Annotated in this window: 11 protein-coding genes and 3 pseudogenes; 8 read left to right on the forward strand and 6 right to left on the reverse strand. The window is 54.8% G+C overall.

The annotated features are described in order from the left end of the window. Positions 1-203: 203 nt before the first annotated feature. The 3 genes from BLU11_RS00005 to BLU11_RS00015 all read left to right on the forward strand — a co-directional run bounded on the left by BLU11_RS00005 (position 204) and on the right by BLU11_RS00015 (position 3,173). Positions 204-1,682 (forward strand): efflux RND transporter permease subunit, encoded by a 1,479-nt coding sequence (locus BLU11_RS00005; RefSeq protein ID WP_197674231.1) that lies wholly within the window; start codon positions 204-206, stop codon positions 1,680-1,682. 14 nt (positions 1,683-1,696) lie between these two features. Continuing rightward, a complete protein-coding gene (locus BLU11_RS00010; RefSeq protein ID WP_090271440.1) occupies positions 1,697-2,038 on the forward strand; it encodes a P-II family nitrogen regulator in 342 nt (113 codons plus the stop codon). 232 nt (positions 2,039-2,270) lie between these two features. Next, a complete protein-coding gene (locus BLU11_RS00015) occupies positions 2,271-3,173 on the forward strand; it encodes a cation diffusion facilitator family transporter (RefSeq protein WP_197674232.1) in 903 nt (300 codons plus the stop codon). Between the two features lie 40 nt (positions 3,174-3,213). Here the strand turns inward: BLU11_RS00015 and BLU11_RS00020 are convergent, their stop codons facing one another. Continuing rightward, positions 3,214-4,542: an OprD family porin gene (locus tag BLU11_RS00020; protein WP_090271446.1), complete on the reverse strand. Its 1,329-nt coding sequence runs from the start codon at positions 4,540-4,542 to the stop codon at positions 3,214-3,216. Between the two features lie 1,597 nt (positions 4,543-6,139). Between BLU11_RS00020 and istA the strand changes: the two genes are divergently transcribed. From istA to BLU11_RS00050, 4 genes and pseudogenes are all read left to right on the forward strand, one after another. Next, entirely contained in the window at positions 6,140-7,660 is a 1,521-nt protein-coding gene (gene istA / locus BLU11_RS00035) for an IS21 family transposase (RefSeq protein ID WP_090271454.1), read from the forward strand. Beyond that, positions 7,657-8,397, forward strand: a complete 741-nt coding sequence (gene istB, locus BLU11_RS00040; protein WP_090271457.1) for an IS21-like element helper ATPase IstB — start codon at positions 7,657-7,659, stop codon at positions 8,395-8,397. Before istA ends, istB begins: the two co-directional genes overlap by 4 nt. Positions 8,398-8,703: 306 nt before the next feature. Beyond that, complete coding sequence (locus BLU11_RS00045) at positions 8,704-10,464, forward strand: hypothetical protein (RefSeq protein ID WP_157718469.1); 1,761 nt, start codon at positions 8,704-8,706, stop codon at positions 10,462-10,464. A 307-nt stretch (positions 10,465-10,771) separates the two neighbouring features. Further along, positions 10,772-11,748, forward strand: a pseudogene (locus BLU11_RS00050) (IS3 family transposase); the annotation flags it as partial. 22 nt (positions 11,749-11,770) lie between these two features. Here BLU11_RS00050 and BLU11_RS00055 read toward each other — a convergent pair. From BLU11_RS00055 to BLU11_RS00075, 5 genes and pseudogenes are all read right to left on the reverse strand, one after another. Beyond that, positions 11,771-12,918, reverse strand: a pseudogene (locus BLU11_RS00055) (IS3 family transposase); the annotation flags it as partial. A 78-nt stretch (positions 12,919-12,996) separates the two neighbouring features. Next, on the reverse strand, positions 12,997-13,959 hold the full coding sequence (locus tag BLU11_RS00060) for an SdiA-regulated domain-containing protein (protein WP_090271461.1): 963 nt from the start codon (positions 13,957-13,959) through the stop codon (positions 12,997-12,999). Positions 13,960-14,004: 45 nt separating this feature from the next. Then, entirely contained in the window at positions 14,005-14,364 is a 360-nt protein-coding gene (locus BLU11_RS00065; protein ID WP_090271463.1) for a TraR/DksA family transcriptional regulator, read from the reverse strand. After that, positions 14,364-15,215, reverse strand: coding sequence for a universal stress protein (locus tag BLU11_RS00070; RefSeq protein WP_090271465.1), 852 nt, complete (start codon positions 15,213-15,215; stop codon positions 14,364-14,366). Before BLU11_RS00070 ends, BLU11_RS00065 begins: the two co-directional genes overlap by 1 nt. A gap of 14 nt (positions 15,216-15,229) precedes the next feature. After that, entirely contained in the window at positions 15,230-16,717 is a 1,488-nt protein-coding gene (locus tag BLU11_RS00075) for a SulP family inorganic anion transporter (protein WP_090271468.1), read from the reverse strand. A gap of 446 nt (positions 16,718-17,163) precedes the next feature. Here BLU11_RS00075 and BLU11_RS00080 point away from each other — a divergent pair. After that, positions 17,164-18,327, forward strand: a pseudogene (locus tag BLU11_RS00080) (Y-family DNA polymerase); the annotation flags it as partial. Between the last annotated feature and the right edge of the window lie 147 nt (positions 18,328-18,474).

The following is an 18,474-nucleotide window of genomic DNA, read 5'->3' on the forward strand; positions in this document are numbered from 1 at the left end:
GGCGGTGGCGATGTTTGGATCGCTGATCTTCGCGCTAGTGATCGCTCCAGTAGCCGCTTCGCTCCTGATGAGGAGTCCCAAGGTTCGTGAGGACAAGCCACGCAAGGACATCATCAGCTTTCTGCTCAAGGTTATAAACCACTGGTAGAGGCAATGGTTGCTCGCCGCTGGATCGCGTTGGCGCTGGCGGTCGTCGTTCTGGCGTGGGCGCTGCAGTAGCGCCGCGTCTGGGCTCGGAATTTGTGCCGCGTCTGAATGAGGGTGACCTGTTGATTCGCGCTACCATGGCGCCTTCTATCTCGCTGGAGAAAGCCAAAACCACTATCACTGTTTTTGAACGGCAATTGATGGAGGATTTTCCGGAGGTAACGCAGGTAGTCTCGCGTATTGGCCGGGGTGAAGTTGGCGCTCACGCCGATCCGGTAAACAACGCCGAGATATTCGTTGCTCTCAAGCCACAGGAGGAGTGGGTAAGCGCGGATACATTGGACGGTCTTTACGCCGCAATGAGCAAGAGATTTGAAGATTTCCCCGGTGCCAAGTTCAACTTCACACAACCTATCGCCGCAGCTGTGGATGAGTTGCTGACGGGGACCAAGGCCGAACTTGCAGCCAAGCTCTTTGGTGATGACCTTGATGTGCTTGTTGAAAAAGCACGAGAGATCGAACAGGTGATGGGCACAGTGCGTGGAGCTCAGGATGTTCAACGCGATCAGATCGGTGGCACACCGCAACTGCGCATTACGTTGGACCGGGCTGCGATCGCCCGCTACGGGCTCAATGTGAGTGATATTCACGATACGTTGAGCGTGGCGGTCGGTGGTAGCGAAGCGGGACAGGTGTTCGAGGGTATTCGTCGTTTCGATATATATGTGCGTCTGAAAAAGGAGGCGCGAAACGAGATGGAAGTCATTCGGCAGTTGATTCTCGAAAACGCCTCCGGCCAGCGGATCCCCCTGGAGGAGCTGGCAAGTATCGAAGAAGTTGTCGGGCCACGGCAAATCACCCGAGAAAACAATCAGCGTTTCATCACCATTCAAACCAACGTGCGTGATCGGGACATCGGCTCCTTTGTTGCCGAAGCCGATGCCGCTATTGCGGAACAGGTCGACTTGCCGCCGGGGTATTTTCTCAAGTGGGGTGGTCAGTTCGAGCTTCAGCAACAGGCCAACAAGCGCCTGATGATCGTGGTGCCGATTACTCTGGCGCTGGTGTTCATAATGCTTTACGCAAACTTTGGTTCGCTGCGTAACGCTTTACTGATCATGCTCAACATCCCGTTGGCTCTGGTGGGCGGTATCGTTGGCTTGTGGTTGACGGGGCAGAGCTTGTCAGTACCTGCGTCAATTGGTTTCATCGCGCTTTTTGGTATCGCATTGGAAAACGGTCTGGTGCTTGTCAGCTATCTCAATGAGTTGGTCAGAGATGGCGTTTCCGTTGCTGAAGCCAGTGTCCGGGCGGCGTGTGCACGTCTGCGAGCGGTGATCATGACTGCTGTGACAACGGCGCTTGGGCTGTTTCCGCTCTTGTTCGCCAGCGGCGCCGGCAGCGAAGTGCAACGGCCTCTGGCCACCGTCGTGGTCGGCGGACTGGTCACAGCTACGATTCTTACCCTGTTGGTTATTCCCGCTCTTTATCAATGGTTCGCTGATAAACCAGCTGATATCGGCGAAACCCGTTGAAAGGAGATAACTCCATGCAAGAGATCAAAGCCTATATCAAGAACCACAAGCTCGAAGCAGTGACCCTGGCGTTGCACCGGGTGAGCGGTATCAGCGGTATGAGTGTCTCCGAGGTGCGTGGTTTTGGGCGGAGCAAGGCCCATACCAGCGCGGCCAACCCGATTGACGGCACGGCGGATTTCGTCAAGCACGTAAAAATCGAGGTGGTGTGTCATAACCAGTACGTGGACGAGGTGGTTCAGGTACTGAAAGACGTGGCCCATACCGGGCTACGGGGTGATGGGCGCATTTTCGTCAGCGATGTCAGACGGGCAATTCGGATCGAGGATGGTGTCGAGGATAGCACTGTCGTCTGATAAACGAGCCGCGTTGATGAAGTTCGTGGCTTTTGGAGTAGCGCTCCCGGCTTCGTCGGGAGGCGCTTCTAACGTTGTTCGTTTTGCCCATGTTGTGTTCACTACTCAATCGAAACGATCGCAAGCACAAGGCAGTCGAAGGGGCTACGACATAACGTCGGGATCGCCACGGCAAAATGGCAGGGTGCATCACCCGATACAAACTGTGATTTCACTAGCGACAGGAGGCAACGTGGGACATCAACATCTACATAACGAACAGGCTGGTGATAAACGCGTTTGGTGGGCCGTAGCCGTCAATCTTATCCTAACCGTGGTGCAGATAGCGGGGGGAATATTGTCAGGGAGCCTCTCACTGGTTGCCGATGCGATACACAACCTGAGCGACGCGATCTCGATGGCTATCGCCTATATCGCCAGAAGGATAGCTCGGCGTCCAGCCAACGAAGAGTGGACGTTCGGATATGTTCGAGCAGAGTTGATTGCAGCGCTTATAAACTACACCACCTTGATCGTGATCGGCCTGTACCTGGTTTACGAAGCGATCTTTCGCTTTATCGAACCGCAGCCTGTTCAGGGGTGGACTGTTGTCATTGTCGCAGCTGTCGCTTTAATGGTTGACACGATAACGGCCATGCTGACCTATTCATTATCAAAGTCCAGTATTAATATTCGGGCGGCGTTTTTACACAACGTGTCAGATGCATTGGGGTCCGTTGGAGTCATCATCGCAGGTACTTTGATTATTCTGTACGACTGGGTATTTATAGATCCTCTGATAACGCTAATGATAGCTGGGTATATATTGTGGCAAGCATTTACAGAAATAGGCGGCGCCATACGCATACTCATGTCTGCCACACCAAAAGATATAGATCCCCAGGAGGTTATATCAAGGTCGTTGGCCGTTTCAGGGGTGTGTGGCGTTCATCACCTGCACATCTGGCTCATAGATGAACACCGGACATCACTCGAGGCCCACGTTGTGATTGAGGACCAGCTGATGAGCCGAAGTGAGGACATCAAGAATGATCTCAAGAAAATGCTCAAAGATACCTTTTCCATTCATCATGTTACGTTAGATGTGGAATCTTCATCGGGAGAATGTGGCGACGCGAAAACGATTGGCCATTGAAATGAAATGCGCCCCTTGGGCGCCCATATCAAGTTTCAGATCAGATAATATCAAGCGGGTATTCTATAATAATCCTGACTTCATCTAGATCCGATTCAAAAGCGGTTGCACGTGCAGTAGCCTGGCGCACCCTAAAAGACAGGCCATGGAGTTTTCCGGACTGCACTATGTACTTGGCTTCGATGTCTCTCTCCCAACGCTTCTGGTCAGTAAGCGGGTCCCCGCCCGCATCCCGTCTCATATAGACCGCGTTAGCATTTGAATAGTCGGCCTCGCTTCCTTTGGCATAACGGGTCATGAATGAAAGTCCCGGCACGCCATACTCAGTCATGTCCAGATCATAACGAAACATCCACGACTGCTCTTTTGGTGCGTTGAAATCATTATACTGAGATGCGTTATCGAGAAAGATTGCATCGGATTGCCGCAGATAATCGAAATCGTCATCTCCATGGTTGCGCTGGTGGGACACCGCGATGCTGTGGGCATCGGTCGCAATTCCGACTCTAGCACTCCATATCTGGTTGCTAAACTCTCCGAGTAGCTTCTTGCCCTCGTCGCGGGCATCGTAATAATTTATGCCACCAAACAGCGAAATTCGTTCGGACATTGGCAGCTCACCGGAAATACCAACATACGTTTGATCCCAGGCGTCTTTAAGGCGGCTTGTATATAGGCTGAACCCTAATTCGGGATTGAGGATATAATCCCCTCCGAAATAAGCCACCCATGGAGAGTCGACCGCGCCTGCATAAAATGTTGCGAAATCATCATGCATACTGCTGCTGGTTGGCTGGCTCATGCCAGTGAGTCGACCGCCTTGTACGGTCAATCCTTCAACATGTGTATTGGCCAGTGTAACGCCCCTGAAACTTTCAGGAAGTAGCCGTGAATCTCCGTAGTGGACAACAGGGTTAGCCGGAAAAACGTCACCTATCTTGATTACTGTGTCAAAGGCGCGCAGCTTAGCTACCGCCCCGATCTTTGTGTATTCGTCTTCGGCTTTGCCCTGGGAGTCGACAGGAAGTACGTCAAAGGTGCTGCGTCCGCCGTTTCGTCCGTCGCCAGTATCGAGTTTCAAACCCAACATCGCGAAAGCATCCAAACCAAAACCAACTGTCCCTTCGGTATAACCTGACTCGAAGTTAACCGTGATGCCGTGTGCCCATGCTTCAGAATATCCTGTCCCTTTCGGACTGAACTGACCATGACGGTCGTCTCGATTAAAATAGAAATTTCGGTTCAGTACCGATAGGTTGCTTCCATCTACGAAGCCAGATGCAATATGTTCTTGTGCTGATACAGCTCCGGAGTGAGCGGCAAACAGTATTGACGAGGCAATCAACGTGCGACTGATGTTTTTATTCATATGATTTTCTTCTTTTAGGAGGCTTTTTGGAACGAACGTTTTATCGTATTCCTCTCAAAATTGCGGGTAGATTGCACCAGCATTACAATTTTGTAATATGACGAGGCGTGGTAGGACTCTTTAACCTGACTGTGAGTTATGGATGCGCGGAGTGGCCGATGTTGATTCGCGTTTGAGCAGACAAAAGCTGATGATCAGTCGCTACGCCCGCCGAGCCAACGGATGGAGTCTTGTCTGGATGAAGAGGTGTTTTCATTCACTCCGCTTTCGCTAGGATTCTTCACAACCCTGCCGTACCGCTCCAGCGTCTGCCGTGGTCCGAGAATATCACGCCGGATTTCCTGATTTTCGCCTTCTTGTTATATAACGGCCTCTGCATTTCTATCGCAGCGGATGATCTCACCCCGTTCACGGTTTTATTACTGTCGCCCATGATTGCAGCGCTAGCGATGAGCTCGAGTTCGGCCCCGATCGCGTTCAAATGCGCTGCGCCTGCAGTGTGTACGGATTGACTGACGCGCGATGATGACAAGGGGTCGTTGGCTGGGTTTATTCGGTGTCCGAGCGAGCACAGCTGAAACTAGTCCAGGTGGGCGAATAAAACGGCTCGCTTCGCCTGGCTGTTAGTGATCTTCATTTTTTATCGGCGTGATGATGGATGTCGGAAATGGCCGGCGGATGTCCGCAGCGAAGTACTTCGTTGGTGGGTGTGATTGCGTACTGCGTTGGCACCAGAGCACGACTGTGACCGCCTACAACCTAACCATCGTGAGCTGGCAGCACTCACCGTTACCGCTGCTCTTCTCACAGTCGCTGCCGTCAAATAAGCGCTATCCGAGACTCATGAAAGTGGTGAGGACACGAAAATCCCGATCGTAGTTTTGCAGGAGAATTGGTCCTGTTCATTATGGTGTCAACGGGTCCGGAGGCTATTGCCGAAGAGCTGAGACTTCGTGCGGTTGACGCTGTATAAACGTACAGCTGTCTGCTAGGATTCTGCTATAGGGCAAGGCTGAGTGGCCAATTCACCCTTGCAATGGCCAACGGGTTGTGACATCCCAAGTCGGACGGTCGCCCCAGAATCACGCTGAGTGAGATCTTTTGATGAGTCAGGTTCCCCCAAGCAGCTTCCCTCAAGGAATCATCGGTAAGGGCCACAAAGAAAAGGATTTCAAGTTCCTGATTCTGTCGGGTAGCGCTCTGGCTCTGATTCAGTCTCAATTTGTCAGCTTGCCCCCGTCCCAACGGCGAAGCGCAAATCGGGCGTTATTTTACTTCGAATGCTTCTTGTGGCTAACCAATCACCCCCCTATCGCAAGCGCTCTGGATCTCCGTACCAACGCATTCCTGATCATTCAGCGCCTTTTTTATGGGGCTCTGCACTCTAAATGTTTCCTGGCCGCTGACATAAAGCACTCAGGCAGACGGAGGCTTGTCCTGTATTTCTTCAAACTTCTTGCAGAGTGTTAATGGCCAATTAAACTGACCCACCTCTGGCCAACAATTTTGACCCACCCATGGTGGCACTGGCCACCGATCCATGTAGCGTCACCCGCCTTATGCACAGGCCGGGGACAGATCATTGAAGGAGTGGGTTGTGATTCACAAGATCAAGGGGTTGTACGACCAGGGCCGGGGTTTGTCGGTCCGTGCCATCAGCCGTGAGCTGGGGATTTCCCGGAATACCGTACGCAAGTATCTTCACCTGGATGAAACGCAGATCAGCGTCGCCATTGCTGACCCTTCGCGGACCAAGCTGCTCGACGGGCACCGTGATTATCTGATCAATCAGCTGATCCAGTTTCCAGCACTCAGTGCGGTCAAGTTGGCCCGACGTCTGAGAGAGCGCAGCGTTGATCTGGCGGTATCTGACCGGAGCATCCGCCGGTATGTACAAACGCTCAAGCAGCAGGTTGCCTGCGGCCAGTTCCGCTATTACGAACCGGTCGTTGAGTCGGTGCCGGGCGTTCAGTGCCAGGTCGATCCCGGTGAGTTGCGTGGCGTCATGATCGGCGGCGTGGAGCGCGTGGTGCATTTTGTGGTTTTTGTGTTGTCCTGTTCCCGGCTAATGTATGTCGGCCTGAGCTTCCGTCCGTTGGATACCGAGCGTTTTATCCAGATGCATGACGAGGCATTCCGTTACTTCGGCGGCGTCACTGAGGAGTGCATTTACGACCAGACCAAGATGGTGGTGATCAGCGAGCAATATCGAGAGCTGACGCTCAACCAGCGCTTCCACCAGTATGCAACCACGGCTGGCTATCGTATCCATGCCTGTGAGGGCTATGACCCGGAGAGCAAGGGCAAGGTGGAGGCCGGCGTCAAGTACGTCAAGCGTGACTGTTTCTATGGCGAGCAATTTGCGGACGAGAACGCCGTTCACCAGCATCTGCATGACTGGCTTGAGACCGTAGCCAATGCGCGTGTGCACGGCACGACCGGACAGCATCCTCGGGAGCATTTCGAGGCGCTGGAGCGCAGCCAGCTCAAGCCCTATCTGGTCCCGCAGAGCCTGCTGCACTTGATGCCTGCAAGAGAAACGCGCAAGGTCGACAAGACCGGGCTGATCTCCTGGCAGGCTAACAAGTATTCGGTACCCATGGCTTGGCAGCAAGCCCGTGTCGGTGTCAGCGCACAGGACAACCAGCTGCTGATCCATGACCTGGAGAGCGGCGAGCTCATCGCCACCCATGACCTGTGCAAGGCCAAGGGCCGGATGATCAAGAACAACAACCACTACCGAGACCAGACCCAGCGCATTACCGATCTGGAACACAGCATTGATGCGATCCTCTCCGATGATCTGGGCTCTGCCCTGTGCCAATTGCTTAAGCGGACCTCACCGCGTATCTACAAGGACCAACTGGTCGCCGTGCGTGATCTGCTCATGGCCCACGCGCCGGTTGATACCAAGCTGTTGGGTGAGTTGTGCGAGCGCAGCGAGCTGACCGCCACCGGACTCAGGCGCTACCTCGAAGCCTGGCAGCAAGCCAGGGCGCGAGGACGCGCCATCAGTGACCGCGAGTATGCGCCGGAGGCGGGTAGCCGCGTCGGCCATGCCGATCTGAATGCTTACGCCCACGTTGGCCAGTCGACTGGCCACGGAGTGACCCCATGAGCCTACTCGATAGCACCGTAGCGCAGTACCGCAGCCTTCGCCTCAGCGCGACCGCCGGTGAACTGACCGCCCTGCTGGCCAGGGCTGAAGCCAATGAGATGTCTTACCTGAATTTCGCCCAGTCGTTGGTTGAGCATGAGATCAACGCCCGTTCGAGTAGTCGTGTGAGCCGCAACCTCAAACAGGCCCAGTTCCCCTCGGAGAAGCACCTGGAGGCCTTTGATTACCGGCATCAGACCACGATCACCAAGCGACAGGTCAGTGCCTTGCTGGACTTCAGCTTTATCGATAACCGCGACAACCTGGTGTTCATTGGGCCACCGGGGGTGGGCAAGACCCACCTGGCCATTGGGATTGGCCACAAGGCCGTCCAGGCTGGCTACAAGGTGCTGTTCCGCACTGCACTGGCACTGGTCGAGGACCTGGAGTTGGCGGAGATGAAGGGCGAGCTGAAGAAGCGACTGAACCAGCTGAGCAAGTACGATGTGCTGATCATCGATGAGCTGGGCTACCTGCCGATGACCCGTCAGGCCCGGTATAACCTGTTCCAGTTGATCAACAACTTGTACGAGTACCGCTCGGTGATCCTGACCACCAACAAGGACTTCACCAGCTGGGGCGAGTTCTTCCATAACGACAACGTGGCAGTGCCCATCATTGACCGTGTAATCCACCATTCACACATTTTTATGCTGGGAGGGGAGAGCTACCGCTTGAAGCAGAAAACCGCCGGTTAGCGGTGAGCAAGTGGGTCAATTCTATTGGCCAAAAGTGGGTCAAAATTAATGGCCATTGACACAGAGGTGTCTAAATCGACTCATGTCAACATTTTTGTACCCTCAGACCTTACAGATAGCCAGGTCAAGGAGTGCATTGTTCAATTTGAATCTATTCGAGTTGACTCCGTTCGTGTAGCCAAGCTCACGGGATGGCATGTGGCAAACCGAAACGCAGGCTCATTTCGATTGAAAATGGGGGCTGTTTTTGACGTTCTGGGCCCCGCTTTTACTAGGGGCCTACACGAAGAAAGCCAGAGACACGCCTTGACCCATAGTCACTATGGTAACTACGCAAATGTGGTCTCTCGATTCGATGATTTCGTGCGCTGGTATGACGGCGATCCGTTAGAAAAACAACCTTTAAGCCGTAAAGTGCTCCAGGACCCACTGTTTGTTTACCAGTTCTTTTGGACCTTCCAGCGCTGGCATTTTGAAGGTTACTCCGTGCGGAGCCAGACCCAACCGATGGAACGGGTGTTGGCAAACCTTCAGCGCCAATGGATTAGAATCATCTGTTGGGCAAAGTTTGTTCTGGTCAGAAGCGGGCTTATGTGTTTACCGCTCGGTGAGGTGTGGCCCGAAGGAAGCAAGAAACTCACTCGATCCCTCCGCGAAGTAGGCCACCATCGGTATGCTGATGGTGAAGCCCTTGTGTCCCAAAAGCTCTTGACCCAGGTCCCGCTGTCAGTCACTGACAAAGAGGCGACAGAGCTTCTATTCAAGCGGATTGAAGATGACTTTAACAAAGTCGTTCTATGGGCTCGACGACAGATTGATCGCACAGCCCACCGCCTGAATGCTATCGATCGAGCCTGCGAGAAGGGGGATTTGATAACGCTGGGCTCTCGAATATCTTCTCGGGCATACGGGCAGCCTGCGATGGCGATGAGCAGCCTTGTTAGGACCGTAAAAGAGACCCATAACGGGTTCACAATTATCGACCAAACCATGCGCGGCCGGTTGGTAAGCGCAACGGGAACCTCTTTCTCAACAGCGGACTTAGCCGAGAACCTGGTATTACCGTCGAAATATGCGATTGCTCCTATCGCTATTTGGCTGGTGGCGCAGCATCCCGTTCTGACCGACGCATCTCTGTTGGGATGCGAGCTATTCGACCGAAACGGTAAGCGAACCGGGTTTGTCCATACCGACTCAGGGTCTGTGCTTGTAGTAAAGAAGAATCGGAAGGGGAGCCAGCAGGAGGTTATACTGAGCGAGGAAGCGGCCTCGGTGATAGAACTGCTTATCCAGATCACAACGCCTGTCAGGAGCTATCTCAAGGAGAAAGGCGATGATGGTTGGCGACGACTGTTCATTGTCGCGGGCGGCCAAGGTTTTCAGGAACCTTACGTCTTTACAAGCCAGACTAGTTTTGCCAAGAGCCTTCGGCAAAAAACATTTGTACATGCTCACAGCGCTGAGCTAGGGGACCTAATCCACGCGTTGTCACTAGCCAGGATAAGGGCTACTGCAGGCGTACTCGTCTATCTCGACTCGCTGAGCATTGAGAAGATGGCAGAGTCGCTTGGTAACTCGAAACGGGTTGCCATGAATCATTATCTGCCGCCCACCATCATGCAGTTTTTCCAAGAACGGTGGGTCCGAATCTTCCAAAATGCTGTGATTATTCACGCCATGAAAGATTCTCGTTTCCTGCTCGATGCGACCGACTTTAACAGCATGAGTGAGTTGGATCGGTTTCTTGAAGCGCACGCCCTTCGGGCTCTTCCTGAAGAATCTGGCCCGCTGACTAGTTCCGCTGAGCAAGCGTTCGAAGCGACAGGATCAGAAATCGTCATCTCTCTTGATGAGGGGATTCTTGGCGTGCTCCTCTCTCTAAAACTGGCCGTTGAGAACGCTGGCCCACGTGCGGCGGGAACTGCTGTGTACTGGAGTGAGTTCGCAGCGAAGGTTGAGTCTCATATCGAATCTGATGATTTTCTAGACCCATACATCCGCAGCTGTCTAGTTAAGGCCAGGGGGATAGCGAGTCCTCAACAATTTGAGGGTCTAGTCTGTGGCTGATAGCAATGAACTACCTCATGAACTGGACTTTATAACGCGCCCTCTCGACGCTGGCTCAGGCTTATTCCGCAGCGCCGAGTGGCTCAACTCGAAGTTTGATGACCCAATGTGGTGCGCTCGCATTGCCCAAAATGGTAAGAGAGATACTGTCATTGATTTCAGGGTTAGGCTGGATGATGGGCTGCGGCTCACCCACCCAAGACATCAGGATCTTCTGAGGAGCATCAAGGCATATCGGTAATCCCCCCTAAAAACCACGGTGCTCATAAGTAGAATTTTCCGTAAGCTGCACGCAGGGAGATTCTGCATGAGAAAATCACGTTTTACCGACAGTCAGATACTGGCCGTCCTGAAGCAGGCCGAGAACGGGGTTCCGGTGCCGGAGCTGTGCCGTGAGCACGGCATCAGCAGTGCGACCTTTTACAAATGGCGGTCCAAGTTTGGCGGCATGGATGCATCCATGATGACCCGGCTCAAGGAGCTTGAGGACGAGAACCGGCGCCTGAAGAAGATGTATGCCGAGGAGCGGCTCAAGGCCGAGATACTCAAGGAAGCCATTGAAAAAAAGTGGTGAAGCCGTCTCGCCGCCGTGAGATGGCGCAAAAGGCCGTCACAGAAAAAGCGATCAGTATCCGGCTGGCTTGTTGTCTGTTCGGAATCAGTGAGACCTGCTACCGGTACCAGGCCAAGCTGAGCGGCGAGAATGCCTTCATCGCCGACTGGCTGCTGCGTCTGACCGAGAATCAACGAAACTGGGGCTTTGGGCTGTGCTTCCTGTATTTGCGTAATGTGAAGCGCTTTGGCTGGAACCACAAACGCGTCTACCGCATTTACCGGGAGCTTGAGTTGAATCTACGGATCAAGCCCAGGAAACGGCTTATGCGCGAGAAGCCTGTGCCTCTGGCTGTGCCCACCATGGTCAATGAGTGCTGGTCAATGGACTTCATGCATGATCAGCTTGGCGATGGGCGCAGTTACCGCCTGTTCAATGTGCTGGATGACTTCAACCGCGAAGGACTTGGTATCGAAGTGGATCTGTCGCTGCCCGCAGATCGGGTCATCAGGTCACTGGATCAGATCATTGAGTGGCGGGGCAAGCCGACCACCATTCGCTGTGACAACGGCCCTGAATATATCAGCGGCAAGTTGGCTACCTGGGCTGAAAGGCGAGGCATCCGTCTGAGTTTTATCCAGCCGGGCAAGCCTCAACAGAATGCCTACATCGAACGCTACAACCGTACCGTGCGTTATGACTGGCTATCGCATTATCTGTTTGATTCGATTGTGAATCGCCCCGGACTCCGTAGACACTTTCCAATCTCAGTAAATGTCGCTTCTCAAACTCTACTGGTGACAGCTGGTTGTTGAAACCATGCCGGCGTTTTGGGTTGTAGAACATCTCGATGTAATCGAACACATCAGCGCGAGCATCCTGCCTGGTGCTGTAGATCTTTCGCCTGATCCGCTCCCGCTTCAGCAGCTGGAAAAAGCTTTCCGCTACCGCGTTGTCATGGCAGTTGCCACGTCGACTCATGCTGCCAAGCAAGTTGTTGGCTTTCAGGAAACTCTGCCAGTCGCCGCTGCTGAACTGGCTGCCCTGGTCTGAGTGAATCATCACTTCCTGCTTTGGCTTGCGTCGCCAAACCGCCATCAGCAAGGCATCAATAGCGAGGTCGCTGGTCATCTGCGGTTTCATTGACCAACCGATTACCTGCCGCGAAAACAGGTCTAGTACCACCGCCAAATACAACCAGCCCTCATAAGTGCGGATGTAGGTGATGTCCGTGACCCAGACCCTGTTGGGTTCGGTGACATTGAATCGGCGCTCCAGATGATTCGGTGAGGCCACTGGAGGCTTGCCACCATAACGGCCCGGTCGACGCTGGTATCCTGTCTGCGAGCGCAGTCCTTCCAGACGCATCAGTCGAGCAACACGATGCTTGCCGCACGCCTCTCCAAGCTCACGCAGGTCGTCATGAATTTTGCGGTAGCCGTACACACCGCCGCTCTCTAGCCATGAGTGCTTGATCAGACCAAGCAGACGTTGATCATCCTTGGCCCGCGCCGACTTCGGTTCAGCCAGCCAGGCGTAGTAACCGCTGGCATGTACTTTCAGAGTCAGGCACAGACGGCGAACCGAATAGTCTGCGGATAGCTGATTGATGAAGGCGTACTTCAGCCGCACTCCTTGGCAAAGTACGCGGCGGCCTTTTTTAGGATGTCTCGCTCTTCGGTCACGCGCTTGAGTTCAGCACGCAGACGACGTAGCTCTGCTTGCTGGTCGTCCTCTTGGGCTCGCTGCTCCTGGGGCTTGCTGTAGCGTTTTACCCAGACATACAGGCTGTGTGTCGACATGCCCAGACGAGCAGCTACCTCAGCAACCGGAAGACCTCGCTCGGTCACCTGCTTGACTGCTTCGATTTTGAATTCTTCGGGATAACGCGGGTTGCTCATGGCACCTCCTAATGGGCCGTATTATGAGGCACGGAGGTGTCTACGAAACCCGGGGCGATTCAGTAGTTTATTGATCGGTTAATCTGACTCCCGAGTAAAGCGATAGAACAGGTTCGGCTCGCTGACCACGTACAAATACCCTTCATCGTCGATGGTTACGCCTTCGGCCTGGGGTATGCCTTTGAGCAAACCAGCAAAACCTCTCGCCAGGGAGCGGAAACTCACCACCTTGCCTTCATCAGTCATTTCAATCAGCAGTTTCGACTCGTCGCTGAGCAGAATCAGATGGCCGCTCTGTTGATCGAAGACGACCGAAGATAAGTCAGTCGCGAACACCTTGTCTTTTACCAGGCTGGACAGGTCGCGGACGTGCAGAGAAAAGCCTCCAGCCAGGCTGGCACGAAGGCCGCTTACTTCCAGCAATTGGCGAGGGTCACGCTCCTTGGTCACAAACAAGCGATCGCCTTTCAGGTCGTAGGCGAGACCTTCAAGCCCTTTGTTGTCCTCCTTGCCAAGCGCCAGGGTGAGAGCTGGATACTGGTCTCGGCTCAATGAACGATCAGGAGAAAGCTTACCGTCTTCGGCGATGGGGACATCCACGATAACCAGGCTTTGCCGGCGCTCCTCGGCGATTACCAGCTGGCCGTTGCCGGCATAGGACACCGCTTCCACATCGTGGAAGCCATCCAGGTTGTAACGCCTTTCCACATCACCGTCACGACGGAGAGCCAGCAGTTCGTTGGGGCCGTTGGTAACTGCCCACAACAGGTTCAGATCAGGGTCGAAGGTCAGGCCCGACAGGTTGTTGTCCACACCAGGAACCGGCTTAGCGTCCAGCTCAACCCGATAGTCAGGCAGCCAAACAGAACGCTCCTGCCAATCGTCGGTGTGCCAGTGAGTCTTGATCCAGAAGTACAGGCGATCATCGAGATGATGGGTGCGGACTTGGAGTACGGCGAGCAGGGCAAGGCACAACAGCACCCACATCCAAACACTTGCTTTCCGTGTTCGGCCCAGCCAGTTTTTAACCATCGAATACATCAGAGACCTCTTTAATTGGGAGATGCAGCGTGCCGCACGCTGGTTTCAACTCGACTCGGTGCGGCTGGCACAGGTGATGCACAGCAGCGTTGCTGGATCGAATTCCAGGCGGCCCGGGGCGATCAACTCGCCGCATTGGTTACACCAGCCATACTCACCCTCGTGCCAACGCTTGAGGGCCAGTTGGAGGCGGACGCGTTCATGCTGCGCCCGACTGCGAGTTGCATCGTTCATTGCTTGCTGCTGGAGTGCATCCATCCTCGACAGACGCCCCACCTTGCTTTGATCCAGCTCTATCGATTGCGAGCGAGACTCAGCGTCTTCCAGCAATCGATCCAGCTCGGCAGATCGCTGCTCCAGCAGGGTCTTGAAATGAGCAAGATCGAGGGCGTCGTCTATGGCCATTAGCGCAGCAGTAATAGCGGACTGGTGGTGGTGCGGAGCATGCTGGTCGTGGTGCTACCGACCAGGAACTGCCGGATACGTGAATGGCCATAGGCCCCCATCACCAGCAGATCGATGCCATGCTCTTTCTGATAGGCGTGCAGGGTAGGCTCTATCTCGCCGCTCCGGGTCTCGGCACGAACAGTGAATCCGGCGTTGAACAGCATTTTCTGCGCCCAGTCCAGCTGCGCGGACGATTCGTCGCTCACTGGCCCAACCATGACCAGGTGGATCGGCAACCCCTTCAGCAAGGGGCTGGCCGCCAACATCTCCACACCCTTGCGGGTAGTAGCGCCGCCATCGAATGCCAGCATCGCGCTCTTGGGCTTTTGGAAGCTGGCCGGGGTGACCAGGATCGGTCGGTGCATGATACGGATCACGCTTTCCAGCTGGCTTCCGACATGCTGACTCAGACCGCCACTAGACTCGCCCTGGCGACCGATGATCAGTAGGCGCATTTCGCTTTCCAGCTCTTGCAGGCTTTCCAGCAGATCACCATGACGCTGCTTGGACTCAGGTGCGGCGACACCATCCTTTATGGCCCGCTCTTTTGCGGCCGCAAGCACGATCCGCCCTTGTTCAAGGGCTAACTTGCCGCGCTGTTCATCCAGGGAAGCAAGCTCATCGAGTAGATGCTCGCGGCTGCCAAGGCCGATATTGCCACTCAGATCGGTTGCAACCGGGTACTGGCGCTGATCCAGCACATGCAGAAAGGTCAGCGGTGCTTCCAGGCTTAGACTCGCCCAGGCTGCGTAGTCGCACACGGTTGGGGCCGAGGCGGAACCGTCGATACAGGCAATTACGTGGGTCATTGTTGTTCTCCTTCTCAGTGGCCCATGAGTTGATCAATGGCGTCGGGTTTATCGTGAACACCGAAGCGATCCACGATAGTGGCGCTCGCTTCGTTGAGGCCCAGCACTTCAACTTCGGTGCCTTCGCGGCGGAACTTGATAACCACCTTGTCCAGGGCAGCAACGGCGGTGATATCCCAGAAGTGGGCGCGATTCAGGTCGATGGTTACCTTGTTCAGGGCTTCCTTGAAGTCAAAGGCAGCGACGAACTTGTCTGCCGAGCTGAAGAACACCTGGCCTGTGACGTTATAGCTACGATGCTCGCCGGCTTCGTCCAGCGAAGAACTGATAGCCATGTAATGGCCAACCTTGTTGGCGAAGAACATCGCGGCCAGCAGCACGCCGGCCAGCACGCCGAAGGCCAGGTTGTGGGTGGCCACCACGACCACCACGGTGACGACCATGACAATGTTGGTCGACAGCGGGTGCTTCTTCAGGTTGCGCAGCGAATCCCAACTGAAGGTGCCGATGGATACCATGATCATTACGGCTACCAGGGCAGCCATTGGGATCTGCTTCAGCCAATCGCCGAGGAATACCACCATCAGCAGCAGGAATACGCCTGCGGCCAGGGACGACAGTCGAGAGCGACCGCCGGATTTCACGTTGATGATCGATTGACCAATCATCGCGCAGCCGGCCATGCCGCCGATCAGGCCCGAAGCAATGTTGGCCACACCTTGGCCCTTGCACTCACGGTTCTTGTCGCTGGGGGTGTCGGTCAGGTCGTCAACAATGGTCGCGGTCATCATCGACTCCAGCAGACCAACCACGGCCAGTGCAGCGGAGTACGGGAAGATGATGGCCAGGGTTTCAAAAGTCAGCGGCACGTCCGGCCAGAGGAAGACCGGCAGGGTATCCGGCAACTGGCCCATGTCACCTACGGTGCGGATTTCCAGCCCGAGGTAGATGGCCACTGCGGTCAACACCAGGATGCAGACCAACGGCGAGGGGATCACCTTGCCGATCTTGGGCACGTAGGGGAACAGGTAGATGATGCCGAGGCCTGCGGCTGTCATAGCGTAGACGTGCCAGGTGACATTGGTCAGCTCGGGCAGTTGCGCCATGAAGATCAGGATCGCCAGCGCATTGACGAAGCCGGTCACCACCGAGCGCGAGACGAAGCGCATCAGCAAGCCGAGCTTCAGGTAGCCAGCACCAATTTGCAACACGCCACATAGCAGCGTGGCAGCCAGCAGATATTCAAGACCATGGTTCTTGACCAGTGTCACCATCAGCAGTGCCATGGCCCCTGTCGCGGCTGAAATCATGCCTGGGCGGCCACCGACAAAGGCGATCACCACGGCGATACAGAATGAGGCGTAGAGACCAACTTTGGGGTCGACGCCCGCAATGATAGAGAAAGCGATGGCTTCAGGGATCAGCGCAAGTGCGACGACGATCCCCGCGAGCACGTCGCCACGGACGTTGTAAAACCACGTTTGTTTGAGTGTTTGTAGCATCAGAATATCCAAAGCAATGCACCGCACACACGCCAGACGAAGGGCGAGCGCGTCGATACGAATTCAAATTGTGAGGATTATTGTGCTGTGTGCTTTGGGTGTAAGAACCGGGCATACAGCAGTACGCAGCCGCGAGCGAAACTAGCGGAAGCGAGGTGTTGCGAGGGGGCGTAGCGCTAAGGCGGCGTAGGCTGCCAGTAGATCGTTTGGAGTACAGTCATGCTGGTGTTCCTGTAGCTCAAGGAGTATGCGGAGCCGGAAGTATACAGTGAAGCTATCGTCGATTGCGACCCGCCGCCTTGCTTTGCGAAACCACGTCTGAAATTGGCTTAGTCGAGGAGTATCACCATCAGGAACGAAGGAAATAAATCAAAAAATGTTAGAAGATTATTTTCGTTAAAAATCAATACCCTATGATCTACTAACTGTTAGAGTCATTCAGATACAACGACGGCTGCGTTATTGCCAGATCGGCGGACTCAAAGCCGTTCGTGAAGATGGGCGAGCCGTACCACAAGATCAAGGACGTTCTGCGGCGTCATGGCATCGTGGCGTTCAGCAGCAACTACGCTCTCTATGGCGACATGAGCCAGCGGGTGATGACGGTTATTGAGAGTTTGGTACCGACGCTGGAGGTGTATTCGATTGACGAGGCCTTTGCCGACTTGACAGGCATCGCCTCGCCAGAGCAGCTCGCGAGACAGATACGGGCGCAGGTGTTGAAACAGACCGGCATCCCCACCGGCATAGGGATCGGACCAACCAAGACCCTGGCGAAGTTGGCCAATGCCGGAGCCAAGCGGTGGCAGGCTCACACGGGTGGCGTCGTATATCTCGACAGCGATCACAAGCGCGACTGGCTGCTCAAGCACATGCCGGTGGATGAGGTATGGGGCGTTGGCCGACGGATGAAAGAGCACCTGGCCTTGGCTGGTATCCAAACGGCGTGGGACCTGGCGCAGGCTGATGCTTGGACCTTAAGGAAAAGGCACAGCGTCGTGATCGAAAAGACTGCCCGCGAACTACGCGGCGTTCCCTGTCTGGAACTGGATGATGACCCAGCCCCCAAACAGGAGATCTGCAGCAGTCGTGCATTCGGCCAGCGCCTGTATGAGAAAGAGCCTATACGTGAGGCGGTGGCCACTTACGCTGCCCGCGCTTGCGAGAAGCTGCGCGCCCAGGGTTCGCTGTGCAAGAAGGTGCGGGTCAGTATCCGCACCGGTATGTTCAATCCGGATGAGGCCAAGTTCGCAAAGGGCGTGATCTGTGAACTGCCGTTTCCCACTGATGACACAAGGTTGATCATCAAAGCAGCCAGCAAGGGCCTGGAGGCGATCTACCGCACTGGTTATGCCTACGCTAAGGCTGAAATCCTGCTGATGGATCTGGGGCAGCGTAGCGAGTTTTCTGGCGACCTGTTTGCTCAGGAGCAGCCCGAATCAACAGGGAGAGTGATGAGTGTGTTGGATCAGATCAACACTCGGTGGGGTAGAGGTACGTTACGGCCGGCCAGGGTGCCTGCTACACCGGGGTGGGGCATGAGACGTGAATTATTGAGCCCGCGGTATACGACTGATTGGGAGGGGGTATGGAAGATGCCCTGTCGGTAGCGGATCCCTACGAGGCTTGCTATCAGCGGAAATCGGAGATTTAGGTTAGGGAAAAATAATTCTGACTCTTTTGCTGTACAGTGAAGGATTGCGCCTGCAGCAAAGCGGAAATTACGCTCGTCAGCTTATGCGGACGCGGTGACAATT

It is taken from the genome of Halopseudomonas litoralis, from assembly GCF_900105005.1.
Classification (GTDB): Bacteria; Pseudomonadota; Gammaproteobacteria; order Pseudomonadales; family Pseudomonadaceae; genus Halopseudomonas; species Halopseudomonas litoralis.